We start from the raw sequence: 26,197 nt of genomic DNA, 5'->3' as shown, positions 1-26,197 counted from the left end.
TGCGTATACTGCGCAGATGTTTTTCCCAATGGCTTTGCGTCCGCGGTACGCCAAATGGCTGATCGCAACCGGACTCTTCCTGATGCTCGGCGCCTGTGTTGATAAACCCAACACGCTCGAGCGCGTAAAGGAGGATGGCGTGCTGCGGGTGGTTACCCGAAACAGCCCCGCCACCTACTTTCAGGATCGCAACGGTGAAACCGGCTTCGAATACGAGCTGGTGAAGCGCTTCGCCGACGATCTGGGGGTCGAGCTCAAGATCGAGACCGCCGACAACCTCGATGACCTGTTCAACCAGGTAGGCAAGCCCAACGGCCCGGTGCTGGCGGCTGCCGGTCTGGTCAGCAGCGAAGAACGCAAGAAGCAGGTGCGCTTCTCGCACTCTTATCTGGAAGTCACCCCGCAGGTCATTTACCGCAACGGCCAGTCACGGCCGACCGACGCCAAGGACCTGGTGGGCAAGAAAATCATGGTGCTCAAGGGCAGCACCCACGCCGAACAATTGGCAAAGCTGAAACAGAAATTTCCCGGCATCGAATACGAAGAGTCTGACGCAGTCGAGGTCGTCGATCTCCTGCGCATGGTCGACGAAGGTCAGATCGACCTGACGCTGGTCGACTCCAACGAAGTCGCGATGAACCAGGTGTACTTCACCAACATCCGGGTCGCCTTCGACCTCGGTGACGCCAGCAACCAGAGCTGGGCCGTCGGGCTGGGCGACGACAACAGCCTGCTCAACGAAATCAACGACTACCTCGACAAGGTCAAGAAAAACGGCACCCTGCAACGCCTCAAGGATCGTTACTACGGGCACGTCGACGTGCTCGGCTACATGGGCGCCACCACCTTTGCCCAGCACTTGCAGCAACGCCTGCCCAAGTACGAACAGCACTTCAAGTCCTACGCCAAGAAAGAGAAAGTCGACTGGCGCCTGCTGGCGGCCATCGGCTATCAGGAATCCCTGTGGCAACCGACCGTCACGTCCAAGACCGGTGTGCGCGGCCTGATGATGCTGACCCAGAACACCGCGCAGGCCATGGGCGTGTCCAACCGCCTCGATCCGAAACAAAGCATCATGGGCGGTGCCAAGTACCTGGCCTACATGAAAGACCAGCTCGACGACTCGATCCAGGAACCGGACCGTACCTGGTTTGCCCTGGCGGCCTACAACGTCGGCAGCGGCCATCTGGACGACGCGCGAAAACTGGCGGCCAAGGAAGGATTGAACCCGGACAAATGGCTGGACGTGAAGAAGATCCTGCCGCGCCTGTCCGAGAAGAAGTGGTACAGCAAGACCCGCTACGGCTACGCCCGAGGCGGCGAACCGGTGCATTTCGTGGCGAACATCCGTCGCTACTACGACATCCTGACCTGGGTAACCCAGCCACAGCTTGAAGGCGACCAGGTCGCCGAGGGCAAACTGCTGGTTCCGGGGATCGACAAGAGCAAACCGGCTCAAGAGCCTGCGCCGCTCTGAATCTTCGTTGTATTTGATGACGCCATCGCGGGCAAGCCCGCTCCCACAAGGTCCGCGTCGCTCACATAACTGTGTACAACCGGGACCTGTGGGAGCGTGGCTTGCCCGCGATGGCAGCGCCGCCGATCTCAGCCCTTTAACGCAGCCGCCAGAATCAGCGCCTTCATCTCCGACACAGCCGACTTGAAGCCAACGAACAACGCATGGGCCACCAGTGCATGCCCGATGTTCAGCTCGTTGATGCCCTTGATCGCCGCCACGGCTTCAACGTTGTGATAATGCAGGCCATGCCCGGCATTGACGATCAGGCCCTGGGCCAGGCCGAAGGCCACGCCATCGGCGACACGCTTGAGTTCTTCGGCGACTTCGGTCGGTGTCTCGGCATCGGCATAACGCCCGGTGTGCAGTTCGATGGCCGGGGCGCCAACACGGCGCGAGGCTTCGATCTGACGCTCATCGGCGTCGATGAACAGCGACACTTCGGAGCCGATCTTCGACAGGCGCTCGACCGCCGCCTTGATCCGCGCTTCCTGCCCCGCCACGTCCAGTCCGCCTTCGGTGGTCAGTTCCTGACGGGTTTCCGGCACCAGGCAAATGTGCGCCGGGCGGATGCGTTCGGCAAACTGCATCATTTCTTCGGTGACGCCCATTTCGAAGTTCATGCGGGTTTGCAGCACATCCTTGAGCACCAGAACGTCGCGCTCCTGAATGTGCCGGCGGTCTTCGCGCAGGTGCACGGTGATGCCGTCAGCGCCCGCCTCTTCCGCGTCCAGCGCTGCCTTGACCGGGTCCGGATAACGGGTGCCCCGGGCCTGACGCAGGGTGGCAACGTGGTCGATGTTCACGCCAAGAAGAATACGGGTGCTGGTGGTCACGGAAAACGCTCCAGAAGAAGAGAAAGTTCGGTGCACAGCATACACGGGGAAATTACGGCTTTCGAAACAACTCGCGGGAAACCAGTGGGCGTCCACCCAAATGCACGGCCAATGCCTGACGCATCAAACGCTTGGCCGCCGACAACGCACCCGGCGCTCTCCAGTCTGCATCGGCCATCGCCAGCAGTTCGGTGCCGTTGAACAGACCCGGTTGCAGCAGGTAGACCCGCTCCAGCCCGGCATCCACTTGCAAACGGTAGAGACCGTCGGGGGCGATGGCCTCATCGTGGATATCCGCAGTCAGTGAGAATCCGTAGCCAAGATCATCGAGCAAGCGCCATTCGAACGAACGCAGCAACGGCTCCAGCGGCCGACCTTCGGCCAGAGCAAGCAGGGTCGCGGCGTAATGTTCGAATACGGCGGGATGGGGATCTTCGGCAGGCAACAGGCGAATCAGCAGTTCATTGAGGTAAAGACCGCTGAACAGCGCCTCGCCATTGAGCCAGGTGGAAACACCGGCACTTTCCATGCGCCCGACGTTCTTCAGCTCGCCCTTGCCCCGGAACTCGACTTCCAATGGCACGAATGGCCGCGCCAGCGTCCCGGCCTTGCCTCGCGCACTGCGCAACACCGCCCGCAGCCGGCCTTGCGGCGTCAGGAAATCCACCAGCGCACTGTTTTCACGGTAGGCGCGCGAATGCAGGACGTAGGCGGGTTGGGCGAGGGGCGGAGTTGAGGACATCAAGTCTCACATACTGTAGGAGCGAGCTTGCTCGCGATGGTGGATAACGATAACGCGGGCTTTCTGAATGAACGCGGCGCTCTCAAGTCCATCGCGAGCAAGCTCGCTCCTACAGGGGGGCTTTCGGGGTATTACAGGTCGCCGTAACCCAGCGAACGCAGTGCACGCTCGTCATCGGACCAGCCGCCCTTAACCTTGACCCACAGGTTGAGCATGATCTTGGAGTCGAACAGCAGCTCCATGTCCTTGCGCGCTTCGGTGCCGATACGCTTGATGCGCTCGCCCTTGTCGCCAATGATGATTTTCTTCTGGCCATCGCGCTCGACGAGGATCAAGGCATGGATGTGCAGGGTCTTGCCCTGCTGCTTGAACTCTTCGATTTCAACGGTGATCTGGTACGGCAGCTCGGCGCCCATCTGGCGCATGATTTTCTCGCGCACAAGCTCGGCAGCGAGGAAGCGGCTGCTGCGGTCGGTGATCTGGTCTTCCGGGAAGAAGTGATCGTTTTCCGGCAAGTGCTCGGCAATCACCCGCTCCAGTGCATCGAGGTTGTGCCCGTGCTGCGCGGAAATCGGGATGATCTGCGCATTCGGCAGCTGCTCCTGCAACCAGCTCAGGTGCGGCATCAGCTCGGCCTTGTCTTCGATGCGATCGGTCTTGTTCAGCGCCACGATCAGCGGACCGGTCACGTACTGGACGCGCTCGAGCACCATTTGGTCCTCTTCGGTCCACTTGGTGCGGTCGACCACGAAGATCACCACGTCGACGTCTTTCAACGCCGCCGAAGCGGTCTTGTTCATGTAGCGGTTCAGGGCCTTCTCGCCACCCTTGTGCATACCGGGGGTGTCGACGTAGATCGCCTGCACGTCGCCCTCGGTCTTGATACCGAGCATGTTGTGGCGGGTGGTTTGCGGCTTGCGCGAGGTGATCGCCAGCTTCTGACCCAGGATGTGGTTCAGCAGCGTGGACTTGCCCACGTTCGGACGGCCGACGATGGCAACATAGCCACAGCGCGTTGCGTTTGTATCAGTCATTGCCATTCTCCACACCCAGGGCAATCAGTGCTGCGGCGGCCGCTACCTGTTCGGCAATACGACGGCTCACACCCTGACCTCGGCTTTTTTCATTCAGTAAGATGATTTCGCATTCGACGAAGAACGTCCGGCAATGCGGCTCACCCTGGATATCCACCACTTCGTAACGCGGCAGCTCACAACCACGGGACTGCAGGAACTCTTGCAGGCGGGTCTTCGGATCTTTGTTGGTGTCGACCAGCGTCAGGCCTTCGAACTCTCCGGCCAGCCAGGCGAGCACACGCTCGCGGGCCACTTCCATGCCGGCGTCGAGGTAGATCGCACCGATCAGCGCTTCCAGGGCATCGGCCAGAATCGACTCGCGACGGAAACCGCCGCTTTTCAGCTCGCCCGAGCCCAGACGCAGGTACTCGCCCAGATCGAAACCACGGGCCAGTACGGCCAGGGTCTCACCTTTCACCAGGCGTGCGCGCAAACGCGACAACTGGCCTTCGCGGGCCAGCGGGAAACGCTCGAACAACGCCTCGCCGGCGACGAAGTTGAGGATGGCGTCACCGAGGAATTCCAGGCGCTCGTTGTTACGCCCGGCAAAACTGCGGTGAGTCAGGGCCAGGACCATCAGTTCCTGATCCTTGAAGGTGTAGCCGAGCTGACGCTCTAGACGGCTTAAGGAGACGCTCACGGTTTACCCACGCTGAGTTCGTGGTTCGATTGCACTGCCATCGCCGTGAGGCGGCGCAGGCTTGGGACAATTAACGCTGTGTTCAAAAATAACGTCCTGAATATCATTGGCTTCATGCTTTTTCCGTCACCTTCTTCAGGTTCCAGAAATGCATTCGGCGCTGTGTTCAACAGCGCCGTGTTTGATTACTTGATCAGGCCAACCCGCGAGAAATTCGGCAGGTGACTGAGTTTGGGTTCCGGCCAGCTCATCCAGACCGCGAAGGCCTTGCCGACGATATTCTTGTCGGGAACCATGCCCAGCAGATCCTTGGGAATGCTCGGATCATCCCAGTAGCGACTGTCGTTCGAGTTGTCGCGGTTGTCGCCCATCATGAAGTAGTGCCCGGCCGGCACGGTCCACGAATGGTCCGGCATGGCGCGGTAGCGACTCATCTCTTTACGGATCATGTGCTCGGCGGCGCCGAGTTTTTCCTTGTAGAGCTCGGCGCTGCCCAGCGTGCCCGGCTCGGAGCCGACCAGTTGCTCGGCAATCGACTGACCGTTGACGAACAGACGCTTGTCGGCGGTGTAGCGAACCGTGTCGCCCGGCAAGCCAACCACACGCTTGATGTAGTTGACGTTCGGATCGCTCGGGTAGCGGAATACCATCACATCACCGCGCTGCGGATCACCGACTTCGATGACTTTCTTGTCGATCACCGGCAAGCGGATCCCGTAGGAAAACTTGCTCACCAGGATGAAGTCACCGACATCCAGGGTTGGCTTCATCGAACCGGAAGGAATCTGGAACGGTTCCACCAGGAACGAACGCAGCACCAGCACGATGAACAACACCGGGAAGAACGACTTGCCGTATTCGACCAGCAGCGGCTCTTTGTTCAGCTGCTCGACCACGACCATGTCAGGCTGGCTGACGCTGCCCTGATAGGAGGCGATGGCGGCACGCCGACGCGGGGCCAGGATCAACAGATCGAGCAACGCCAACAGGCCGCAGACAAATACGGCGATGACCAGCAACAGCGGGAAATTTAGTGACATAGGACCTAACTATCCAACCTGAGCACTGCAAGGAAGGCTTCCTGTGGAATTTCCACGTTGCCGACCTGCTTCATGCGTTTCTTACCGGCCTTTTGCTTTTCCAGCAGCTTTTTCTTACGGCTGACGTCACCACCGTAGCATTTGGCCAATACGTTCTTTCTGAGCGCCTTGACGGTTGTCCGCGCCACAATCTGCCCGCCAATGGCGGCCTGGATTGCCACGTCGAACATCTGCCGAGGAATCAGATCCTTCATCTTCTCGGTCAGCTGGCGACCTTTGTAGTGCGAATTGTCACGGTGCACGATCAGCGCCAGGGCGTCGACCTTGTCACCGTTGATCAGCACGTCCAGTTTCACCAGGCTGGCCGATTGGTAACGATCGAAATGGTAGTCCAGAGAAGCATAGCCGCGACTGGTGGATTTCAGGCGATCGAAGAAGTCCAGCACCACTTCGTTCATCGGCAAGTCGTAGGTCACTTGTACCTGAGAGCCGAGGAACAGCATGTCGACCTGTACACCGCGTTTTTCGATGCACAGGGTAATGACGTTGCCCAGGTGCTCTTGCGGCACAAGAATATTGGCGCGCACGATCGGCTCGCGCATGTCTTCGATGGCAGACAGGTCCGGCAGCTTCGACGGGTTATCGACGTAGATCGTCTCGCCGGTCTTGAGCAGCAGCTCGAAGATTACCGTAGGCGCCGTGGTGATCAGGTCCAGGTTGTACTCGCGCTCCAGGCGCTCCTGGATGATTTCCATGTGCAGCATGCCGAGGAAGCCGCAGCGGAAGCCGAAGCCCAGGGCGTCGGAGCTTTCCGGCGTGTATTGCAGCGACGAATCGTTGAGGGTGAGCTTTTGCAGCGCCTCGCGGAAGTCTTCGAAGTCGTCGGAGCTGACCGGGAACAGGCCGGCGTACACCTGCGGCTGAATGCGCTTGAAGCCTGGCAGCACGTCGACGTCCGGCGTCGAGCTCAAGGTCAGGGTATCGCCCACTGGCGCACCGTGAATGTCCTTGATGCTGGCAATGATGAAGCCCACTTCGCCGGCCTTCAGGTCAACGGTCGGAGTGTGTTTCGGGTTGAATACACCGACGCTGTCCACCAGGTGGATCTTGCCGGTGGACTTGACCAGGATCTTGTCGCCCTTCTTCACGCGGCCGTGGCGCACGCGCACCAGGGAGACAACGCCCAGGTAGTTGTCGAACCAGGAGTCGATGATCAACGCTTGCAGCGGATCTTCGATGTTGCCGGTCGGCGCAGGAATGGTGGTCACCAGGCGCTCGAGCACTTCATCGACGCCCAGACCGGTCTTGGCAGAGCAAGTGACCGCGTCGGTGGCATCGATGCCGATGATTTTTTCGATTTCTTCCTTGACGCGCTCAGGATCGGCCTGTGGCAGGTCGATCTTGTTCAGCACCGGCATTACTTCCAGGCCCTGTTCGATCGCCGTGTAGCAGTTGGCAACCGACTGCGCTTCAACGCCTTGACCGGCGTCGACCACCAGCAGCGCGCCTTCACAGGCCGCCAGCGAACGGCTGACTTCGTAGGTGAAGTCGACGTGGCCGGGGGTGTCAATGAAGTTCAGCTGGTAGTTGATACCGTCTTTGGCTTTGTAATACAGAGTAACGCTGTGCGCCTTGATGGTGATCCCGCGCTCGCGCTCGAGGTCCATGGAGTCCAGGACCTGGGCTTCCATTTCGCGCTCGGCCAGGCCGCCACACATCTGGATGAAGCGATCGGCCAGCGTCGACTTGCCATGGTCAATGTGGGCGATGATGGAGAAATTGCGGATATGACTCAAATCACTCACGGATCAACACTCAAAAAGGCTGCAGGCATAGCCCGCCGAAAAATAGCCGGGAATTGTACCTGATCCACGGCACTAGCGTCACGTTCGCAGGTCAGACGGCACCTACAAAAACGCCCCGGTCTTGCGACAAGGGCGTTTTTGATCGTCAAAGCGCTCGGAAAAAGCCCGCCATCAACCGGCCCGGCGCAACAGCCAGAGCCCGGCCACGGCACAAATACCCGCCGGCACCAGCACCGAAAGCAACGGTGGGAAGCCGAACACCTGGCTCGAAGGGCCCAGCAGATCCTGAACGATGCGGAAGGTGAAGCCCACCAGCACGCCTGTGAACACCCGTTGACCCAGGGTCACCGAACGCAGCGGACCAAAGATGAAGGAGATCGCCATCAACACCAGGGCGGCAGTCACCAGCGGCTGCAACACTTTGACCCAAAATGCCAGCCAGTAACGGCTGTTGTTCAACCCCTGGTCCGCCAGGTAGTGGATATAACCCCACAGACCGCTGATCGACAGCGACTCTGGCACCATGACCACGGTGCTCAACAGTTGCGGACTCAAGGCCACGTTCCAACGCTCGACCGGGGTCGACACCACTTCAGTGCTGCGCTCGTGGAACACCGTGGTCGTGACGTCCGTCAACTGCCAGTGATCCGTGTCGAACTCGGCACGCTTGGCGAAACTCGCCGACAGCATGTGCCGCTCGCTGTCGATACGATAGCGAGTCACGCCGTACAGGATGCCGTTAGGCTGCACCGAGTTGACGTGAATGAACTCATCGCCCTGGCGGTGCCACAAGCCGTGCTTGGCGCTTTGAGCATCGCCGCTGCCCTGGGCCAGCGAGCGATTGGCCTGCGCGGCGGTTTCAGCGGGCGGAGCGACGTACTCGCCAATCAGCAAGCCAGCCAGCATCAACACCAGCATCGGTTTCATGACCGCCCAGACAATCCGGCCGATCGACACACCGGCGGCGCGCATGATCGTCAATTCACTGTTGCTGGCCAGAGTGCCCAGGCCGATCAGACAACCGATCAGCGCGGCCATCGGCAGCATTTCGTACATCCGGCGCGGCGCCGTCAGCGTCACATAGCCCAGCACATCGACCAGGGTGTAGGTATCGCTGACCTCACCCATCTCGTCGATGAAGGCAAACAGCGTCGCCAGACCAAGAATGATCCCGAGCACCGCGAGAATAGCCATGAACACGCTGCTACCAATGTAGCGATCCAGCTTAACCACGGGCCACCTCCAGCGCGCTGCGGCGACTCGCCCGCTTCAAGCGCAAAGGTTCCCAATAAAGCAGGCCCAGGCCAATGGTCAGGAAAATCCCGTGCACCCACCACAAGCCCACCGCGGCGGGAATCTTGCCTTTATCCAGGGCACCGCGGGCGGCAATCAGAATGCTCAGGTAAGCCATATAAAGAAGAATCGCCGGCAATAATTTGAGGAATCGGCCCTGACGCGGGTTGACCCGCGCCAGCGGCACCGCCATCAAGGTCACGATGAACACCAGCAATGGCAGCGAGATGCGCCATTGCAATTCGGCGCGCATGCGAATGTCTTCACTCCCGATCAACATACGGGTCGGCATCGCATCGCGGTCGGTGACTTCGTCGCTGACTTCCGGTTTTGGCAGCAACACACCGTACTCGTCGTACTTGATCGCCCGGTAGTCGGCCTGCCCCGGACTACCGTCATAGCGATAGCCGTTATCCAGGATCAGGTAGCGGTTTCCGTCCGGGCGAATTTCCTGACGCCCCTTTTCCGCCACCAGCACGGAAATTCCGCGATCCTTGTTGTTGGAACTGATGTTCTTCTGCGAGATGAACACGCCACCCAGGTTCACGCGATCATCCGACATGCGCTCGGTATAGGTGACCCGGGTGCCGTCACGCAGGGACTGGAAGCGCCCCGGCTCCAGGGTATCGAATTCGGTGAGGGCATCCTGCTTGTTCAGCAGCAACTGAAACTGATTGGCTCCCTGTGGCGCCAGGCTCAGGCTCAGCCACGCGACGACGAGTGCAACCAGGGTGGCCGGAAACATCGTCATCCAGACCAGCCGCTGCTGGCTCATGCCGGTGGCCGAGAGCACGGTCATTTCGCTTTCGAGGTACATCCGCCCGTAGGACAACAGGATCCCGAGAAACAGCCCCAGCGGCAGGATCAGCTGGAGGAACCCCGGCATGCGAAAGCCCATGATCAGGAACAGCGAGCCCGGATCCAGCAGGCCCGAGGCCGCCTGCGCGAGGTATTTGATGAAGCGACCGCTCATGATGATGACCAGCAGCACGGCGCTGACGGCGCTCAAGGTCAACAGGACTTCGCGGGACAGATAACGGAAGACGATCAAACCAGACACTCCAGGGTTGTCAGGCTAAGGCGGCCAAACAAGCAAACATATCGGACAGCCCGCAAGACAGAGCCGCCGAAAAAAGATGGCGCATTATCCTGTGATTGGGTGCGCCTGTCACTGCGCAATGCGTTGGGCAGGTGTAGGAGCGAGCTTGCTCCGGGCGGCGTTCCGACGATGGTCGTCAATGATAACGCGGGGAGCCTGAAGCCCCGCGGTGGTCTCGGGTTCTTCGCGAGCAGGCTCGCTCCTACAGGGTCGTCAATTCCATGAAGATCGTACAACCGAGGGTTGTCAGCCGCCGGTAGCGAGGTTCAAACTGCGGCCTTTGTCGCCGGTCGATCCTGGCGCCTTTCTTTTATAAGCAATCGACGCACATAAGGTGTCGGGCGCATGCGTGATAACCATCAATTCAGGGACCCGGACATGGAACTGGTTGTAAAAAGCGTCAACCCGGAAACGTTGAAGACCGCCACTCTCGTGGTCTCCGTCGGCGAAGGCCGCAAGCTCGGCGCCGTTGCCAGACAACTCGACGAACTGAGCGGCGGCGCGATCAGCGCAGTGCTCAAGCGCGGCGACCTGGCCGGCAAGGTTGGCCAGAGCCTGTTGCTGCACAGCCTGCCGAACCTCAAGGCCGAGCGTGTGCTGCTGGTAGGCACTGGCAAGGACGACGAGCTGGGTGACCGCCCGTTCCGTAAAATCATCGCCGGCATCCTCAATACCCTGAAGGGCCTGGGCGGCAGCGACGCGGTACTGGCCCTCGACGAAGTCGTGGTCAAGGGCCGCGACAGCTATGGCAAGACCCGCCTGCTGGCCGAAACCCTGGTGGACGGCGAGTACAGCTTCGAGCAGTTCAAGAGCCAGAAAGCCGAACCCCGCGCCCTGAAGAAAATCACCCTGCTGACCATTAAGGCCGCTCAAGCTGAAGTGCAGCGCGCCGTGACCCACGCCACTGCCATCGCCAACGGCATGGCCTTCACCCGTAACCTGGGCAACCTGCCACCCAACATCTGCCACCCGACCTTCCTCGGTGAGCAGGCGAAAGACCTCGGCAAGGAATTCAAGGATCTGAAAGTCGAAGTCCTCGACGAGAAGAAGATCAAGGCCCTGGGCATGGGTTCGTTCTACGCCGTAGGCCAGGGCAGCGCCCAGCCGCCACGCCTGATCGTCATGCAATACAACGGCGGCAAGAAATCCGAGAAGCCGTATGCGCTGGTCGGCAAAGGCATCACCTTCGACACCGGCGGCATCAGCCTCAAGCCCGGCGCCGGCATGGATGAAATGAAGTACGACATGGGCGGTGCCGCCAGCGTGTTCGGCACCCTGCGTGCCGTGCTGGAGCTGAAGCTGCCGATCAACCTGGTGTGCATCCTGGCCTGTGCCGAGAACATGCCGAGCGGCAACGCTTCGCGCCCTGGCGACATTGTCACCACCATGAGCGGCCAGACCGTGGAAATCCTCAACACCGACGCCGAAGGCCGTCTGGTGCTGTGCGACGCCCTGACCTACTCCGAGCGCTTCAAGCCGCAAGCGGTCATCGACATCGCGACCCTGACCGGTGCCTGCGTGGTCGCCCTGGGTTCCCACACGTCGGGCCTGCTGGGCAACAACGACGAACTGATCGGCCAACTGCTGAGCGCCGGCAAGGCTGCCGACGACCGCGCCTGGCAACTGCCGCTGTTCGATGAGTATCAGGAACAGCTGGACAGCCCGTTCGCCGATATCGCCAACATTGGCGGCCCGAAAGCCGGCACCATCACCGCCGCCTGCTTCCTGTCGCGCTTCACCAAGAACCTGAACTGGGCGCACCTGGACATCGCCGGCACCGCCTGGACCAGCGGCGGCAAGGACAAGGGCGCCACTGGCCGTCCGGTTCCTCTGCTGACCCAATACCTGCTGGACCGCGCCAAAGCCTGAAACCAATGACCCTGGGGGGCATTGCTTTCGGGCAGTGCCCCCAAGGGCTCAGGAACCGCAATGACCAAAGTCGACTTCTATATCCTGCCCAGCGCCGATCCTTCGGCACGCCTGGATTTCGCTTGCAAGCTCACCGAAAAGGCCTGGCGCATGGGGCACCGTGTCTACCTGCATTGCAGTGACGCGGCCCAACGCAACGATCTCGACGCACGCCTCTGGACGTTCAAGGGTGAAAGCTTCGTTCCCCACGGCCCCGCCGAAAACGAACCGGATGGCTTGATTGTCCTGGGTCTGGGTGACGATTGCGGTCAACATCAGGACTTGCTGGTCAATCTCGACCTGAAAGTCCCGGCCTTCGCCCAGCGTTTCGCCCGCGTGGCGGAAGTGGTGGTGGAAGACCCGACGATTCGCCAGGCCGCGCGGGAGAGTTTCCGTTTCTACCGCGAACAGGGCTATCCTCTGCAAGATCACCGTTTACAGCGACTCTGAGCCTTCCAATGGACACTCCAAAACCGCTGCAACAGTCCGCGCACCTGCTGGACGACCTTGAGTCGATCCGCCAATTGCTCGGCGATGACAACCTGCAACCGCCCCTGCTGACCGACACGGTCGAGGAAGGCGATCAGGAACAGATTCCCATGTTGTTCGACGCGGTCAGCGAGCCTTCGCCGCCCGTCGAACCGACAGCCCCCGCCCCGATCGTAGAGCCGGTCATCGCGGCTGCGCCGGCGCCTGCCGCCAGCAAGAACCCGGATGACCTGTTGCACTTGGACAACGAACTGCGCGCCGCCGCGCAGTTGATCATGCAAGACGTGATCGACGATTTCGCCCCGCACATCGAGACCGAAATCAAACGCCGCCTCAGTGCACGACTGGAGCGGTTGTTGAGCCAGTACAACGATTGAACAACTTGCGGTGAGGGCTCTTCTGTGGGAGCGAGCTTGCTCGCGATGAGGGCGTCATATTCAACATTGATGTGTCTGTTCGACCGCTATCGCGAGCAAGCTCGCTCCCACAAAAAGCCCCCTGCAACAGGTTGAATCTTCAGGTGCTGAGATATCGCCCGATCAACGCGATCCCGCTGGCCAGCACCAGCCACGTCACCAGGCGCACGAACCCCTCGCGGGACATCCGCATGGTCAGGCGCCGCCCAATCCACAGCCCCAGCACCATCGCCGGCAACAGACACACCGCCAGCACCAGCAATGGCAGATCGGCATACACACCGGCGATTGCAAACAGACTCAATCGCACCACCGTACTGCAACTGATCAGTGCGCTCTGGGTGGCCCGGGCCGCCTCCTTGGGCAACCGACTGTTCAGATAGATCGCATAGAGAAAGCCGCCGCTGCCAAACAATGCGCCAAACATCCCGCCCACCGTGCCCATCGGCAGAGCCCACACGGCAGACAACTGCGTCGGGCGGGTTTTGACCCACAGGCTGTAGATCGCATAGGCGCTGATAAACAGCCCCATCAACAACAGCAACAGATCGGACTTGAGGTTCAGCAGGAAAATCACCCCCAGCGTGCAGCCCACCGCCATGCAGGGCAACAACCGCAAGAGCTCCGGCCGGGCGACATCCCGCCGCGAAGGCAACAGGTTGCCGAATGCCGCGACAAAATCGAGCAACACCAGCAACGGCACGATCTTCGACAGCGGCATGAACAGAATCAGAATCGGCCCCGCGATCAACGCCGTTCCGAACCCGGCGATGCCGAATACAATGTAGGCCAGGGCGATGCCCGCGCCGATGACCAGCCAGTCCATGGCGCTGAAAGGCCATTGGTTCAACAACGTCAATACGCTCATTGCAGCGTTCCTCTACTTTAAGTTCGCTGACTTTAGCCATCGCCGAGCGTTGCGACTAATATCATCAAAGCCACTAACCCATCTCAAAAAGGCATGCCTTGTGCTTTCAACCCGGCAACTGCGTTACTTCGTTGAAATCGCTGAATGCGGCAGCTTCGGCGCCGCAGCCGAGCGCCTGTTCATCGCCCAATCGGCCCTGAGCCGGCAAATCAAGGACATGGAAGTCCACCTGCAAACCCCACTTTTCGAACGTACTGCACGGCGGCCCCAGCTCACTCCAGCGGGTGAGGCTTTCTTACCCCGCGCCAAAAACCTGTTGAGCGAGCTGATCAAAGCCAGCGAGACGGCCACCAGGATCGGCAAAGGTCAACACGGCACCTTACGCTTGAGCCATTCCAGCACTGTGCCCATGAGCGGCCGACTGCTGCGCAGCGTCGGCCGTTATCTCGAACATCATCCTGGCGTGTCCATGGACATCGCTCAGTTGTCTTCCGAGGCGCAGCTGCAAGAGTTGGCAGACGGCCGACTGGACATCGGCCTATTGCGCCTGCCAGTGCTGCGTCAGTGTGAAGAGGTGCAAATCGCCCCGCTGTACGACGAACCTTTGCTGGTGGCAGTCCCACCCGATCACTGGCTGGCGAGGGACAAATCCGGGCAGAAGATCAACCTGGGGCAGCTACGCGACGAAGCGTTTATTTCCATCCCTCATCCCCAGCGAGGCGGTCTAAGCTACCTTTCTGCCGAGTTGTGCATGCGCCAAGGCTTCTTTCCCAAAGCAGCTCGGGTAATTTCGCGTAAAACCACGCAACTGCAACTGATCCAGGCGGGATTTGGTATCGCCCTCTTGCCGGAATCGATGCAAGACATTGCGCCGCCCAACGTTCGTTTCCTGCCTTTGGCAGACCCCGGCAGCCATAGCTGCGTCGCTCTGGCGTACCGCAAACACCCCACAGCACTGGTTCAACAGTTCCTCGAGCATTTGGTCATATAGGGGTCGTGCATTCACTTGAAGAATGCCTTTAAACTGCGCCCCATGATTAAAGATCCCTTTGCAAGACTCGGCCTGGACCGCGAAGTCCTGACCGTCAGCCAGCTCAACGGCCGCGCGCGGGTGTTGCTCGAAGACGTGTTCAGCAACATCTGGGTAGAGGGCGAAATCTCCAACCTCGCCCGCCCGGCGTCCGGCCACGTGTATTTCACGCTCAAGGACAGCGGCGCCCAGGTGCGTTGCGCGCTGTTCCGGCAGAACGCGGCCCGGGTTCGCCAGGCCTTGAAGGACGGGCTAGCGGTCAAAGTGCGCGGCAAGGTCTCGTTGTTCGAGGGGCGCGGGGATTATCAACTGATCCTCGACACCGTGGAGCCGGCCGGCGATGGCGCCTTGCGCCTGGCTTTCGATGCACTCAAGGAAAAGCTCAGCGCCGAAGGCCTGTTCAGTGCCGAGCGCAAGGTCCCGCTACCGGCGCATCCGCAACGCATCGGCATCATCAGTTCGCCCACCGGGGCGGTGATCCGCGACATCATCAGCGTGTTCCGCCGTCGCGCACCGCAGGTGCAGTTGACGCTGATCCCCACCGCCGTACAGGGCCGCGAAGCCACCGCACAGATTGTCCGTGCGCTGAAACTGGCGGATGCCCGGGGTTTCGACGCCCTGATCCTGGCCCGGGGTGGCGGTTCGCTGGAAGACCTCTGGTGTTTCAACGAAGAAGCCGTGGCCCGTGCCGTGGACGCTTGCGTGACGCCGATTGTCAGCGCGGTCGGTCATGAAACCGACGTGTCGATCAGCGACTTCGTCGCCGATGTTCGCGCGCCCACCCCTTCCGCTGCCGCCGAATTGCTGGCTCCGGACTCCAGTGACCTGGTGCGTCGGGTCGAGAGCCTGCACCGCCGGCTGGTGATGCGCATGCGTGACCGTTTGATGCGCGACCGCCTGCGCCTGGAAGGTATCTCTCGCCGCCTGCGTCATCCCGGCGAGCGCCTGCGCCAGCAAGCGCAACGCCTGGATGACCTGGACATGCGCATGCGCCGCGCGTTCGAGCGTAGCCTCAACACCCGTCGCGAACGCTTGATCCGTCTGGAAACCCGTCTGGCCGCACAACATCCGGGCCGGCAACTGGCAATGTTGCGCCAGCGCCTCGACAGCCTGGCCGAACGCCTGCCGCGTGCCATCCGCGAAGGGCTGAAGAACCGGCGCCTGCAATTGCACAGCCAGATGCAGACCCTGCATGTGGTCAGCCCGCTGGCGACCCTCGGCCGTGGCTACAGCATTTTGCTGGACGAGCGCGGCAATGCGATCCGCAACGCCGCGCAAACCCATACCGGTCAGCGCCTGAAAGCCAAGCTGGGCGAAGGCGAACTGCAAGTGCGGGTCGAAGACAACCACCTGACGCCTGTCACCCTTTCTTTACTGGACTGATCCATGCCACGTTTCCTGGCTCCATTGCTGTTGCTGCTCCTGACTTTTAACGCCCACGCCGACAGCTACATCACCCGCCTGTTGAACAAACCGGTGCCGGGCGGCGTGGCGGTGGTGGATCTGGGCCCGTCTACCCAGGCGCCAAAAGCCAGTTATCAAGGCAAACCCGTGCTGGTCGTGAAGGAGCAGAACAACTGGCTGGCCATAGTCGGTGTGCCGCTGACGGTCAAGCCGGGGGCCCAATCGATCAGCAGCGGCGGCCGCCATCTGAATTTTACGGTTGGCAACAAGAAATACCCGGAACAGCGCATCACCCTGAAAAACACCCAACAGGTCAATCCAGACCCGGAAAACCTCAAGCGCATCGAGCGTGAACTGGCTGAGCAGATTGCCGCTTACCGCACGTTCAGCCCCAATACGCCAAGCAACCTGCTGCTGGACAAACCGGTGAACGGGCCGCTGTCGAGCAAGTTTGGCGTGCGGCGCTTCTTCAACGGTGAGGAGCGCAATCCTCATTCGGGTCTGGATTTCGCGGTGGGCGCCGGCACACCGATCAAGACCCCGGCCGCGGGCAAGGTGATCCTGATCGGCAACTACTTCTTCAATGGCAATACGGTGTTCGTCGACCATGGCCAGGGCTTCATCAGCATGTTCTGCCATATGTCGAAAATCGACGTGAAGGTGGGGCAACAGCTGGCCCGAGGTGGTGTGGTTGGCAAGGTCGGGGCGACCGGCCGGGCGACAGGGCCGCATATGCACTGGAACGTCAGCCTGAACGATGCGCGGGTGGATCCGGCCATTTTCATTGGGGCGTTTCAGCCCTGAACCTTCACCGAGGCTGATGGCCTCTTCGCGGGCAAGCCCGCTCCCACAGGTACAGCGCAATCCCTGTGGGAGCGGGCTTGCCCGCGAAGACGGCATTCCAGTCACCAGAAGAATCCAAAGTTGCCGCTTTCTCCAATTGCGCACCACTCAAACCTCGCGCAAACAACAGAACAATCATTGCCAATCACAGCAATAAAATCTCGATAAATACCCACCCACGAGTATTCCTCTCAATTTTTTTCGACTGCTTGCCATCCTTCCCCCCCAAGGTTAGGGTTGAAGGCATGAAAACCTCTCACACCCTCATTCAGCTCCGTCAGCACAGCAGCCTGTGCCTTGTCAGTGCACGACTGCCGGGCTGAATCGTGGTGCCTCGTCCCAAGCGTTAGTCCAAGAACTTTTGATCCACCGGCAGGCCGCCTTTTTTCGGCCCACACAATAAGGATTTCCCGATGAGCATGCTCAAAGACCCGTCTTCGAAATACCGCGCGTTCCCGACCATCGATATTCCGGACCGCACCTGGCCATCGAAAACCATCACCGCCGCGCCGATCTGGTGCAGTTCCGACCTGCGCGACGGCAACCAGTCGCTGATCGAGCCGATGGACGCCGTCAAGAAGCTGCGCTTCTGGAAAACCCTGGTGCAGGTCGGCGTGAAGGAAATCGAAGCGTCGTTCCCGGCCGCTTCGCAAACCGACTTCGATTTCGTCCGTACCCTGATCGAAGGCAACCACATCCCGGACGACACCACCATCCAGGTGCTGACCCAGGGCCGTGAAGACCTGATCGAGCGCACCTTCGAATCCCTGCGCGGCGCGAAGAAAGCCATCGTTCACCTGTACAACGCGACCTCCCCTTCCTTCCGCCGCATTGTCTTCAACCAGGACAAGGACGGGGTCAAGGCCATCGCCGTGAACGCCGCCAAGCTGTTCGTCAAATACGCAGCCATGCAGCCGGACACCGAGTGGACCTTCGAATACTCGCCGGAGACCTTCAGCGCCACCGAGCTGGAGTTCGCCAAGGAAGTCTGCGACGCGGTCATCGAAGTCTGGAACCCGACGCCTGAGCACAAGATGATCCTCAACCTGCCGGCCACCGTCGAATGCGCGACCCCGAACATCTATGCCGACCAGATCGAATGGTTCGGCCGTCACATCAACCGTCGTGACAGCGTGATCATCAGCCTGCACACCCACAACGACCGTGGCACCGGCGTTGCCGCCACCGAACTGGGCCTGATGGCTGGCGCCGACCGTGTCGAAGGCTGCCTGTTCGGCAACGGCGAGCGTACCGGCAACGTCGACCTGGTGACCGTGGCCCTGAACCTCTACACCCAGGGCGTGAACCCTGAGCTGGACTTCTCCGACATCGACGGCGTGCGCAAAGTCGTCGAAGAGTGCAACCAGATCCAGGTACACCCGCGTCACCCGTACGTCGGCGACCTGGTGCACACCGCGTTCTCCGGCTCGCACCAGGATGCGATCCGCAAGGGCTTCGCCCAGCAGAAATCCGATGCCTTGTGGGAAGTGCCGTACCTGCCGATCGACCCGGCTGACATCGGCCGCAGCTACGAGGCGGTCATCCGCGTCAACAGCCAGTCGGGCAAGGGTGGTATCGCCTACCTCCTGGAGCAGGAATACGGCATCAGCCTGCCACGTCGCATGCAGATCGAATTCAGCCAGGTCGTACAACGTGAAACCGACCGCCTGGGCCTTGAGATGACCGCCCAGCAAATCCACGCGCTGCTGCACAGCGAGTACTTGCAAGCCAACACCCCGTACGCGCTGGTCAGCCATCGCCTGCAGGAAGAAAACGGTCACAGCGCCGTCGAAGTGGAAGTGGCCAGCAAAGGCCAGGGCGAGACCAACCTGCACTGGCGCGGCAAGGGCAACGGTGCCCTGGAAGCGCTGGTGGCCGGCCTGCCGATCCCGGTGGAAATCATGGACTACAACGAGCACGCCATTGGCGCGGGCACCAATGCCAAGGCCGCGGCCTACATTGAACTGCGCGTGAACGGCGAACGTGCAGTGCATGGCGTCGGCATCGATGAAAACATCACCACCGCCAGCTTCAAGGCCCTGTTCAGCGCGCTGAACCGTTCGCTGAGCCAGCCGGAAGCGAAAGCGGCGTAATCGGCCTTCACTGAAATGCAAAAGGCCCCGGGGTTTGCACCTCGGGGCCTTTTGTTTGCCTGTCCGCTTTTGTGTTGTTTGTCCCGGCCCCATCGCGAGCAAGCTCGCTCCCACAGGGTATGTGGGCGTACACAAAATTTGTGTTCGCAACGGTCAACTGTGGGAGCGGGCTTGCCCGCGAAGAGGCCCTGTCAGGCAGCGAAAATCTCAGGTGAACTCGAAGGTATCGGCATCCAGATTCGCCGGAAACCGTGTGCGATAAGCTTGAAGGTCTGCGGCATTCAGAACGACCTGAAACACCCCATCCGCCTCTCCTGCGCTCAGCAACGTCTCACCCTGGAAATCCAACACCTGGCTGTCCCCGGTATAGGCAAAGCCTTTGCCATCGGTGCCAACGCGATTGACTGCCGCCACGTAGCACAGGTTCTCGATCGCCCGCGCCGGCAGCAGACGGTTCCAATGCTGGCGTCGCGCACCCGGCCAGTTCGCGGTGTACAGCAGCAGATCCGTGTCCTGAGCGTCACGACTCCACACCGGGAAGCGCAAGTCGTAGCAAATCAGCGGCCGCACGCGCCAGCCCTTTAACTCGAACTGCACCTGACGCTCGCCCGGGGTGTAGTGGTTGTGCTCACCGGCCATGCGGAACAGGTGACGCTTGTCGTAATGCAGCACCTCGCCATCCGGGCGTGCCCACAACAGGCGATTGCGGTGACTGCCGTCGGCGGCCTGGATGATCACGCTGCCGGTAATCACGGCATCAAGTCTTGCCGCCTGAACCCGCAGCCACTTGCTGGTGGGGCCGTTTTCCGATTCCGCGAGGGTCTCGGACTCCATGGAAAAACCGGTGGTGAACATCTCCGGCAGTATGATCAGGTCAGCACCGCGAGCCTGCTCCAGCAAGGGCTCGAAATGCTCCAGGTTGGCCTGACGGTCGTGCCAGACCAGGGATGTCTGGATCAGCGCCACGGTCAGGTTCGGCAATGCACTCAGATCACGCATAGTTTTTCCGCCGCTTCACGCAGGGTCTCCTCACGCTTGGCGAAGCACAACCGCACCAGGCGCTGCCCTTCAGGCGGTGTCTGGTAGAACACCGAGATCGGGATACTGGCCACACCATGCTCGCGAGTCATCCACAGGGCCATCTCGACATCATTGAGGTCCGGGCGGATCTGCGAGTAATCGACCAACTGGAAATAGGTGCCGGAAGCCCGAGTGAAACTGAAACGCGACGGCGCCAGCAGATCGCAGAACAGATCACGCTTGGCCTGATAGAAATCCGGCAGCTCTTCGACGTGCTCAGGGTGCTCGGCCATAAAATCGGCCAAGGCATATTGCAGCGGCGTCACACCACAGAAATTGACGTACTGGTGCACCTTGCGCAACTCCGCCGTCAGGGCCGGCGGCGCGACCACGTAGCCGGTTTTCCAGCCAGTGACGTGGTAGGTCTTGCCGAACGAGCTGACCACGAAAGCACGCTGATACAGCTCTTCATGGGCCAGCACGCTGACATGGGGCACGCCGTCGAACACCAGGTGTTCGTAGACCTCGTCGCTGATCACATAGATGTCGCGATCGCGGATCAAGGCGGCCAACCGATCGAGTTCGGCACGACTGATCAATGCGCCACTGGGGTTGTGCGGGGAGTTGAGAATGATCATCCTCGTGCGCGGGCTCAGTGCCTGGGCAAGCTTCTCGAAGTCGATACTGAAATCGTTCAAGCCCAGTTGTACGTGCACGCAACGACCGCCGGCCAGCTCTACCGAGGGCTCGTAGCTGTCGTATGCCGGGTCAAACACGATGACTTCGTCGCCGCGGTGGATAACCGCCTGAATGGCACAGAAAATCGCTTCGGTCGCGCCTGGGGTGACCGTCACTTCAGTATCCGCATCCACCTGCGTGCCATAGCTGCGGGCGATCTTCACCGCAATCTGCTGACGCAACACCGGCAGGCCGGTCATCGGCGAATACTGGTTGTGGCCACTGGCGATATGCCGGCCGACCGCATCGCACAGGGCCTGCGGGGCCGCGAAATCGGGAAAGCCCTGGGACAGATTGAGCGCGCCGGTCTGTGCCGCGAGCTGAGACATCTGCGTGAAGATGGTGATGCCGACATTCGGCAGCTTGCTGGTGATCATCGATAACCCCTTGCAGGTGAGCTGCAAGTTTCAAGCTGCAAGCTGCAAGTGGTCAAGCGCCAAACCTCCAGACGCAAAAAAGGGCCTTGGAAAGGCCCCTTTTCGCTTTGACTTGAAGCTTGCAGCTGCTTTTATCGCTTATCGCGGCGCTTCTTGTCGGCCTTCTTGTGGTGCGACATCAAACGACGCTTCTTGTTGACCTGACGGTCGGTGAGCGTGTTCTTGTTGCCTTCGTACGGGTTCTCGCCACCCTTGAACTCGATGCGGATCGGCGTACCGACCAGCTTCAGGACACGGCGGTAAGTGTTTTCCAGGTAACGCACGTAGGACTTCGGCACCTTCTCGATCTGGTTGCCGTGGATCACGATGATTGGCGGGTTTGCACCACCGAGGTGGGCATAACGCAGCTTGATCCGGCGGCTGTTGACCATCGGCGGCTGGTGCTCGCTGACCGCATCTTCGAGGATCTGGGTCAGGCGGCTGGTCGGCCAACGGGTAACCGCAGACTTGAACGAGTTCTGTACCGACGCGTAGAGGTTGCCCACGCCGGTGCCGTGCAAGGCCGAGATGAAGTGGATATCGGCGTAGTCAACGAAGAACAGCCGACGTTGCAGCTCGACCTTCACGAAGTCGCGCTCGCTCGGCGTCATGCCGTCCCACTTGTTGATCGCGATGACCAGCGCACGACCCGATTCAATGGCGAAGCCCAACAGGTTGAGGTCGTGATCGACCACACCTTCGCGGGCGTCCATCACGAAGATCACCACGTTGGCGTCTTTGATCGCCTGCAGGGTTTTGACCACGGAGAACTTTTCGACTTCTTCGTGGATCTTGCCGCGCTTGCGCACACCGGCCGTATCGATCAGCGTGTACTTCTCGTCGTTACGTTCGAACGGGATGTAGATACTGTCGCGGGTGGTGCCGGGTTGGTCGTAGACGATGACCCGATCTTCACCGAGCATGCGGTTGACCAGGGTCGACTTGCCGACGTTCGGACGGCCGATGATCGCGATCTTGATCCCGTCTTTTTCGCTTGGGCCAGGAATGCGCTTGGCTTCCTCGCCTTCGGCGACAACCTCTTCCTCTTCGCCTTCCTGCGGCTCGTCTTCGTCACGCGGGAATTCACTCAGTGCCGCTTCCAGCAACTGGGTGATACCACGGCCGTGGGCACCGGCGATCGGGATCGCATGGCCCATGCCCAACGGGGCGAATTCGGCGCGGGCCATTTCCGGGTCGATGTTGTCGACCTTGTTGGCGACCACGTGGGAACGCTTGTTACGTTTGCGCAAATGCTCGGCGATCATCTGGTCGGCGGCGGTAAAACCGGCCTTGGCATCTACCAGGAACAGAACGACATCGGCTTCTTCGATGGCCAGCAGCGACTGCTCGGCCATCTTTTCGTCCATACCGTGCTCGTCACCGGAGATACCGCCGGTGTCGATCAGAATGTAGGAACGCCCTTGCCACTTGGCCTCACCGTACTGGCGATCACGGGTCAGACCGGACAAGTCGCCGACGATGGCGTCACGAGTCCTGGTCAGGCGGTTGAACAAGGTGGACTTGCCGACGTTCGGTCGGCCCACCAGGGCGATTACGGGAACCATGCGGCTCTCCACTTCGTTATTTCAGAAAATACAAAAGCCGCTGCGAGGCAGCGGCTGGTGCTCGGGGCAACACTGCGCGCTTGTCTGTGGGAGCGAGCCTGCTCGCGATAAACGCAAAGGCACCGCGTTCATTCAGGACGCAAACGTTATCGTTGACGTCCATCGCGAGCAGGCTCGCTCCCACATTCATACCCACAAGTGAAGCAGCCTGGGGGGTTAACCCCAAGCATAGTCAAACCTTTACTTGATGGTCAGGGCTTCCAGTTTGCCGCTGTTGCCATACACATAAATCGTGTCACCCACCACCAGCGGACGGGCACGCAGGCCGTCGCTGTCGATGCGCTCGCGGCCGACGAATCGACCGTCCACCTGACTCAGCAGGTGCAGGTAACCTTCCAGGTCACCGACTGCAACGTAGCTGGAGAACACTTCCGGGGCCGACAGTTGACGACGGGCCAGCGAATCGTTGCTCCACAAGGCTGTGGTGGAACGCTCGTCGACGCCTTCAACGGTACCCGAAGACAGGCTTACATAAACGGTGCCAAAGCCCTGGGCGACACCGGCGTAGCTGGAAGCATCACGCTGCCAGAGCTGACGGCCGCTTTGCAGGTCCAGAGCGGCAACGCGCCCCTGATAGCTGGCGACATACAGCGTCTCGCCCGACAGCAGCAAGCCACCGTCGATATCGACCACGCGCTCCAGCTCCGAACGACCTTGCGGGATCGCTACGCGCTGTTCCCACACCGGTACGCCGTTGGAGATGTCCACGGCAACCACTTTACCGGTCGACAGGCCAGCCACCGCGAGGCGGTTGGTCACGATCGGCGCACTGGTGCCCCGCAGGGTCAGAACCGCAGGCGTGCTGTCATAGATCCAGCGACGATCACCGGTGGAGGCATCCAGGCCGATCAGGCGATCGTCCTGAGTCTGAACCACCACAACGTCACCGTTGTTGGCTGGCGGCGCCAGCACTTCGCTGGACACGCGAGCGCGCCACTTTTCTTCACCGTTGATCGCGTCCAGGGCAACGATTTCACCCTTGATCGTACCGATCGTGACCAGACCGTAAGCAACGCCGACAGCGCCGGAAACAGGCAGTTCGAGATCTTTCTTCCATTTGACGTCGCCCGTGTGGCGATCCATCGCCATCAACACGCCAGTGACATCGGCGGCATAGATGGTATCGCCATCGATGGCCGGAACCAGCATGTTGTAGGTTTCGCCCTGACCGTCACCGATCGAACGACTCCACTGCTTTTGCAGAACCACTTCTTCCTTGAAGTCGACCAGTTCGGCCGGAGGCAGTTCTTTTTTGCTGTTGCTGCTGCAACCCGCGGCCAAAATGGCCAGGGCCAGCAATGCTGCATGTTTCCAACGAATCACGTCACGCATCCCCTTTGGCCAGGTCGTCCAGCTTGATTTGCAGGCCACCGACCGCCGCTTCATCCGACAGTGCCGCCTTGGCTTTTTGATACGCCGTGCTCGCCTCGTCGGTACGCCCCAACTGCACCAGCAGATCGCCCTTGAGTTCTTCGCGAGTGGCCAGGAATGCCTTGTCGGCATCGCCTTCGAGCAGCTTCAAGGCTTCATCGGCCTTGTTCTGCGCACCGAGTACCTGGGCCAGACGCTGACGGGCGATTTCGCCCAGCGCCGGGTTGGCCGGCTTGGCGACAATGGCCTTGAGCTCGGTGACCGCGTCGTCCAGCTTGCCGCTGTCGACCGCGACCTTGGCCACGAACAGGCTGCCGTACTGCGCGTAGGCGCTGCCGCCGTACTCGCTGTTAAGCTTGCCGGCCAGGTCCGAAACACGAGCCGCATCAGGCTTGCCGTCAGGCGTCAGCGTGGTTTCGAGCAATTGCTGATAGAGAATCGAGGCGCCTTGCGACTGATTGCTCTGATACTTTTGGAACGCCTGCCAGCCGAACACGATGACCAACGCCAACAGGCCGCCAGTGACCAGGGGCTTACCGTTGCGTGACCACCATTCCTTCAGTTCCATCAAATGTTCGTCTTCGGTACTCGACACCCCAATACTCCTTAATCGCTAATTCGGCTGTTTAGACAGCTTCAACCCTGCACGACGCAGGTGGCCAGGTGCGCTGCAAGCGCATCCCAGGCAATGCTTTGTTGTTCGCCCTGGCCACGCAGGGGTTTGAAACCTACCACTTGCTGGGCCATTTCGTCGTCACCGAGGATCAGCGCGTACAGCGCACCGCTCTTGTCGGCCTTCTTGAACTGGCTTTTGAAACTGCCGGCGCCGGCATTCACTTGCAGGCGCAGGTTGGGCAACTGGTCACGGACACGCTCCGCCAGGGTCAGCCCGGCAAGTTCGGCGGCTTCACCGAAGGCGCAGAGGTAGACATCAACCTGACGGGAGATCTCCTCCGGAATCTGCTCCAGGGTTTCCAGCAACAGCACCAGGCGTTCGATGCCCATGGCAAAGCCAACGCCGGCGGTCGGCTTGCCGCCCATCTGCTCTACCAGGCCGTCGTAACGACCGCCAGCACACACGGTGCCTTGGGCGCCGAGCTTGTCGGTGACCCATTCGAAAACGGTCTTGCTGTAGTAATCCAGCCCGCGAACCAGCTTCGGGTTGATCACGTAGGGAATGCCGGCGGCGTCCAGGCGAGCCTTGAGGCCCTCGAAGTGCACGCGGGATTCTTCGTCGAGGTAGTCGGCCATCTTCGGCGCATCGACCAATACCGCCTGGGTGTCGGCGTTCTTGGTATCAAGAACCCGCAGCGGGTTGGTTTTCAGGCGACGCTGGCTGTCTTCGTCGAGCTTGTCCATGTGCGCCGAGAGGTAATCGACCAGTGCTTCGCGATAACGACCACGGGATTCGCTGGTGCCCAGGCTGTTGAGCTCGAGTTTTACCGCATCGCGGATGCCCAGCTCGCCCCACAGGCGCCAGGTCAACACGATCAGTTCGGCGTCGATGTCCGGACCGTCGAGGTTGAACACTTCGACACCGATCTGGTGGAACTGGCGATAGCGACCTTTCTGCGGACGCTCGTGGCGGAACATCGGACCGATGTACCAGAGTTTCTGAACCTGGCCGCCGCCGGTGATGCCATGTTCCAGCACCGCGCGCACGCAAGCCGCCGTGCCTTCAGGGCGCAGGGTCAGGGAGTCGCCGTTGCGGTCGTCGAAGGTGTACATCTCTTTTTCGACGATGTCGGTCACTTCACCGATGGAGCGTTTGAACAGCTCGGTGAACTCGACGATCGGCATGCGGATCTGCTTGTAACCGTAGTTATCCAGCAGGCGCGAAACGGTGCCTTCGAAATGACGCCACAGGGGGGTCTGTTCGGGCAGGATGTCGTTCATGCCACGAATGGCTTGCAATGACTTGCTCACTTT

General features: G+C 60.6%; 23 protein-coding genes. 8 read left to right on the top strand and 15 right to left on the bottom strand.

What is annotated here, in order from left to right; genetic code table 11:
• Positions 1-16: 16 nt before the first annotated feature.
• Positions 17-1,477 carry a membrane-bound lytic murein transglycosylase MltF gene (mltF, locus tag Q8X48_RS09690; protein ID WP_407800599.1) on the top strand — a complete coding sequence of 487 codons (1,461 nt, stop codon included), beginning with the start codon at positions 17-19 and terminating at the stop codon, positions 1,475-1,477.
• A gap of 128 nt (positions 1,478-1,605) precedes the next feature.
• Here mltF and pdxJ read toward each other — a convergent pair whose 3' ends face one another.
• From pdxJ to lptF, 8 genes are all read right to left on the bottom strand, one after another.
• On the bottom strand, positions 1,606-2,352 hold the full coding sequence (gene pdxJ, locus Q8X48_RS09685; protein ID WP_407800598.1) for a pyridoxine 5'-phosphate synthase: 747 nt from the start codon (positions 2,350-2,352) through the stop codon (positions 1,606-1,608).
• 52 nt (positions 2,353-2,404) lie between these two features.
• Positions 2,405-3,094, bottom strand: coding sequence for a DNA repair protein RecO (gene recO, locus Q8X48_RS09680; protein ID WP_407800597.1), 690 nt, complete (start codon positions 3,092-3,094; stop codon positions 2,405-2,407).
• Between the two features lie 131 nt (positions 3,095-3,225).
• The gene (gene era / locus Q8X48_RS09675; RefSeq protein WP_007973959.1) at positions 3,226-4,128 is read right to left on the bottom strand and encodes a GTPase Era; all 903 of its coding nucleotides are present in this window, start codon (positions 4,126-4,128) and stop codon (positions 3,226-3,228) included.
• The gene (gene rnc / locus Q8X48_RS09670; RefSeq protein WP_007973960.1) at positions 4,121-4,810 is read right to left on the bottom strand and encodes a ribonuclease III; all 690 of its coding nucleotides are present in this window, start codon (positions 4,808-4,810) and stop codon (positions 4,121-4,123) included. Before rnc ends, era begins: the two co-directional genes overlap by 8 nt.
• A gap of 185 nt (positions 4,811-4,995) precedes the next feature.
• Positions 4,996-5,850 carry a signal peptidase I gene (lepB, locus tag Q8X48_RS09665; RefSeq protein ID WP_015093643.1) on the bottom strand — a complete coding sequence of 285 codons (855 nt, stop codon included), beginning with the start codon at positions 5,848-5,850 and terminating at the stop codon, positions 4,996-4,998.
• Positions 5,851-5,855: 5 nt separating this feature from the next.
• Positions 5,856-7,655, bottom strand: coding sequence for a translation elongation factor 4 (gene lepA, locus Q8X48_RS09660; protein WP_007973962.1), 1,800 nt, complete (start codon positions 7,653-7,655; stop codon positions 5,856-5,858).
• Positions 7,656-7,826: 171 nt separating this feature from the next.
• A complete protein-coding gene (gene lptG / locus Q8X48_RS09655; RefSeq protein ID WP_095964833.1) occupies positions 7,827-8,888 on the bottom strand; it encodes an LPS export ABC transporter permease LptG in 1,062 nt (353 codons plus the stop codon).
• A complete protein-coding gene (gene lptF / locus Q8X48_RS09650) occupies positions 8,881-9,999 on the bottom strand; it encodes an LPS export ABC transporter permease LptF (RefSeq protein ID WP_407800596.1) in 1,119 nt (372 codons plus the stop codon). Before lptF ends, lptG begins: the two co-directional genes overlap by 8 nt.
• 426 nt (positions 10,000-10,425) lie before the next feature.
• On the opposite strand from lptF, the gene Q8X48_RS09645 reads away from it, so the two are divergent.
• From Q8X48_RS09645 to Q8X48_RS09635, 3 genes are read left to right on the top strand one after another with little or no spacing between them, the layout of a single operon-like run.
• A complete protein-coding gene (locus Q8X48_RS09645) occupies positions 10,426-11,916 on the top strand; it encodes a leucyl aminopeptidase (RefSeq protein ID WP_102674875.1) in 1,491 nt (496 codons plus the stop codon).
• A gap of 60 nt (positions 11,917-11,976) precedes the next feature.
• Positions 11,977-12,405: a DNA polymerase III subunit chi gene (locus Q8X48_RS09640; protein WP_015093639.1), complete on the top strand. Its 429-nt coding sequence runs from the start codon at positions 11,977-11,979 to the stop codon at positions 12,403-12,405.
• 8 nt (positions 12,406-12,413) lie between these two features.
• The gene (locus tag Q8X48_RS09635) at positions 12,414-12,821 is read left to right on the top strand and encodes a DNA polymerase III subunit chi (RefSeq protein ID WP_407800595.1); all 408 of its coding nucleotides are present in this window, start codon (positions 12,414-12,416) and stop codon (positions 12,819-12,821) included.
• 139 nt (positions 12,822-12,960) lie between these two features.
• Here the strand turns inward: Q8X48_RS09635 and Q8X48_RS09630 are convergent, their stop codons facing one another.
• On the bottom strand, positions 12,961-13,728 hold the full coding sequence (locus Q8X48_RS09630; protein WP_095964830.1) for a sulfite exporter TauE/SafE family protein: 768 nt from the start codon (positions 13,726-13,728) through the stop codon (positions 12,961-12,963).
• 100 nt (positions 13,729-13,828) lie between these two features.
• Here Q8X48_RS09630 and Q8X48_RS09625 point away from each other — a divergent pair, with 100 nt between their 5' ends.
• From Q8X48_RS09625 to leuA, 4 genes are all read left to right on the top strand, one after another.
• A complete protein-coding gene (locus tag Q8X48_RS09625) occupies positions 13,829-14,719 on the top strand; it encodes a LysR family transcriptional regulator (RefSeq protein ID WP_407800679.1) in 891 nt (296 codons plus the stop codon).
• A gap of 42 nt (positions 14,720-14,761) precedes the next feature.
• Entirely contained in the window at positions 14,762-16,141 is a 1,380-nt protein-coding gene (gene xseA / locus Q8X48_RS09620) for an exodeoxyribonuclease VII large subunit (RefSeq protein WP_008053235.1), read from the top strand.
• Between the two features lie 3 nt (positions 16,142-16,144).
• Entirely contained in the window at positions 16,145-16,966 is an 822-nt protein-coding gene (locus Q8X48_RS09615) for a peptidoglycan DD-metalloendopeptidase family protein (protein WP_407800594.1), read from the top strand.
• A 452-nt stretch (positions 16,967-17,418) separates the two neighbouring features.
• Positions 17,419-19,098, top strand: a complete 1,680-nt coding sequence (gene leuA, locus Q8X48_RS09610; RefSeq protein WP_095964827.1) for a 2-isopropylmalate synthase — start codon at positions 17,419-17,421, stop codon at positions 19,096-19,098.
• A gap of 207 nt (positions 19,099-19,305) precedes the next feature.
• Here leuA and Q8X48_RS09605 read toward each other — a convergent pair whose 3' ends face one another.
• From Q8X48_RS09605 to hisS, 6 genes are all read right to left on the bottom strand, one after another.
• Positions 19,306-20,097 carry an amidohydrolase gene (locus Q8X48_RS09605; RefSeq protein ID WP_407800593.1) on the bottom strand — a complete coding sequence of 264 codons (792 nt, stop codon included), beginning with the start codon at positions 20,095-20,097 and terminating at the stop codon, positions 19,306-19,308.
• Complete coding sequence (locus Q8X48_RS09600; RefSeq protein WP_407800592.1) at positions 20,085-21,233, bottom strand: pyridoxal phosphate-dependent aminotransferase; 1,149 nt, start codon at positions 21,231-21,233, stop codon at positions 20,085-20,087. Before Q8X48_RS09600 ends, Q8X48_RS09605 begins: the two co-directional genes overlap by 13 nt.
• A gap of 131 nt (positions 21,234-21,364) precedes the next feature.
• On the bottom strand, positions 21,365-22,837 hold the full coding sequence (der, locus tag Q8X48_RS09595; RefSeq protein ID WP_007973987.1) for a ribosome biogenesis GTPase Der: 1,473 nt from the start codon (positions 22,835-22,837) through the stop codon (positions 21,365-21,367).
• A 240-nt stretch (positions 22,838-23,077) separates the two neighbouring features.
• On the bottom strand, positions 23,078-24,229 hold the full coding sequence (gene bamB, locus Q8X48_RS09590) for an outer membrane protein assembly factor BamB (protein ID WP_015093631.1): 1,152 nt from the start codon (positions 24,227-24,229) through the stop codon (positions 23,078-23,080).
• On the bottom strand, positions 24,222-24,863 hold the full coding sequence (locus Q8X48_RS09585) for a tetratricopeptide repeat protein (protein WP_015093630.1): 642 nt from the start codon (positions 24,861-24,863) through the stop codon (positions 24,222-24,224). The genes bamB and Q8X48_RS09585 overlap by 8 nt, the downstream gene beginning before the upstream one ends.
• 41 nt (positions 24,864-24,904) lie before the next feature.
• A complete protein-coding gene (gene hisS, locus Q8X48_RS09580) occupies positions 24,905-26,194 on the bottom strand; it encodes a histidine--tRNA ligase (protein ID WP_126049487.1) in 1,290 nt (429 codons plus the stop codon).
• Between the last annotated feature and the right edge of the window lie 3 nt (positions 26,195-26,197).

Origin of the sequence: Pseudomonas sp. QLc11A, assembly GCF_052112305.1 — a bacterium.
Classification (GTDB): domain Bacteria; phylum Pseudomonadota; class Gammaproteobacteria; order Pseudomonadales; family Pseudomonadaceae; genus Aquipseudomonas; species Aquipseudomonas laurylsulfatiphila.
Note: the sequence above shows the minus strand (reverse complement) of the source record. Positions and strands in the feature narration are given on the sequence as shown.

What these genes read in the sequence shown, in the direction of transcription:
- mltF (WP_407800599.1), top strand. Translation starts at nt 17, where the DNA reads ATGTTTTTCCCAATGGCTTTGCGTCCGCGGTACGCCAAATGGCTGATC.
- recO (WP_407800597.1), bottom strand. Translation starts at nt 3,094, where the DNA reads ATGTCCTCAACTCCGCCCCTCGCCCAACCCGCCTACGTCCTGCATTCG.
- era (WP_007973959.1), bottom strand. Translation starts at nt 4,128, where the DNA reads ATGACTGATACAAACGCAACGCGCTGTGGCTATGTTGCCATCGTCGGC.
- lepB (WP_015093643.1), bottom strand. Translation starts at nt 5,850, where the DNA reads ATGTCACTAAATTTCCCGCTGTTGCTGGTCATCGCCGTATTTGTCTGC.
- Q8X48_RS09645 (WP_102674875.1), top strand. Translation starts at nt 10,426, where the DNA reads ATGGAACTGGTTGTAAAAAGCGTCAACCCGGAAACGTTGAAGACCGCC.
- Q8X48_RS09640 (WP_015093639.1), top strand. Translation starts at nt 11,977, where the DNA reads ATGACCAAAGTCGACTTCTATATCCTGCCCAGCGCCGATCCTTCGGCA.
- Q8X48_RS09635 (WP_407800595.1), top strand. Translation starts at nt 12,414, where the DNA reads ATGGACACTCCAAAACCGCTGCAACAGTCCGCGCACCTGCTGGACGAC.
- Q8X48_RS09630 (WP_095964830.1), bottom strand. Translation starts at nt 13,728, where the DNA reads ATGAGCGTATTGACGTTGTTGAACCAATGGCCTTTCAGCGCCATGGAC.
- xseA (WP_008053235.1), top strand. Translation starts at nt 14,762, where the DNA reads ATGATTAAAGATCCCTTTGCAAGACTCGGCCTGGACCGCGAAGTCCTG.
- Q8X48_RS09615 (WP_407800594.1), top strand. Translation starts at nt 16,145, where the DNA reads ATGCCACGTTTCCTGGCTCCATTGCTGTTGCTGCTCCTGACTTTTAAC.
- leuA (WP_095964827.1), top strand. Translation starts at nt 17,419, where the DNA reads ATGAGCATGCTCAAAGACCCGTCTTCGAAATACCGCGCGTTCCCGACC.
- Q8X48_RS09605 (WP_407800593.1), bottom strand. Translation starts at nt 20,097, where the DNA reads ATGCGTGATCTGAGTGCATTGCCGAACCTGACCGTGGCGCTGATCCAG.
- Q8X48_RS09600 (WP_407800592.1), bottom strand. Translation starts at nt 21,233, where the DNA reads ATGATCACCAGCAAGCTGCCGAATGTCGGCATCACCATCTTCACGCAG.
- der (WP_007973987.1), bottom strand. Translation starts at nt 22,837, where the DNA reads ATGGTTCCCGTAATCGCCCTGGTGGGCCGACCGAACGTCGGCAAGTCC.
- bamB (WP_015093631.1), bottom strand. Translation starts at nt 24,229, where the DNA reads ATGCGTGACGTGATTCGTTGGAAACATGCAGCATTGCTGGCCCTGGCC.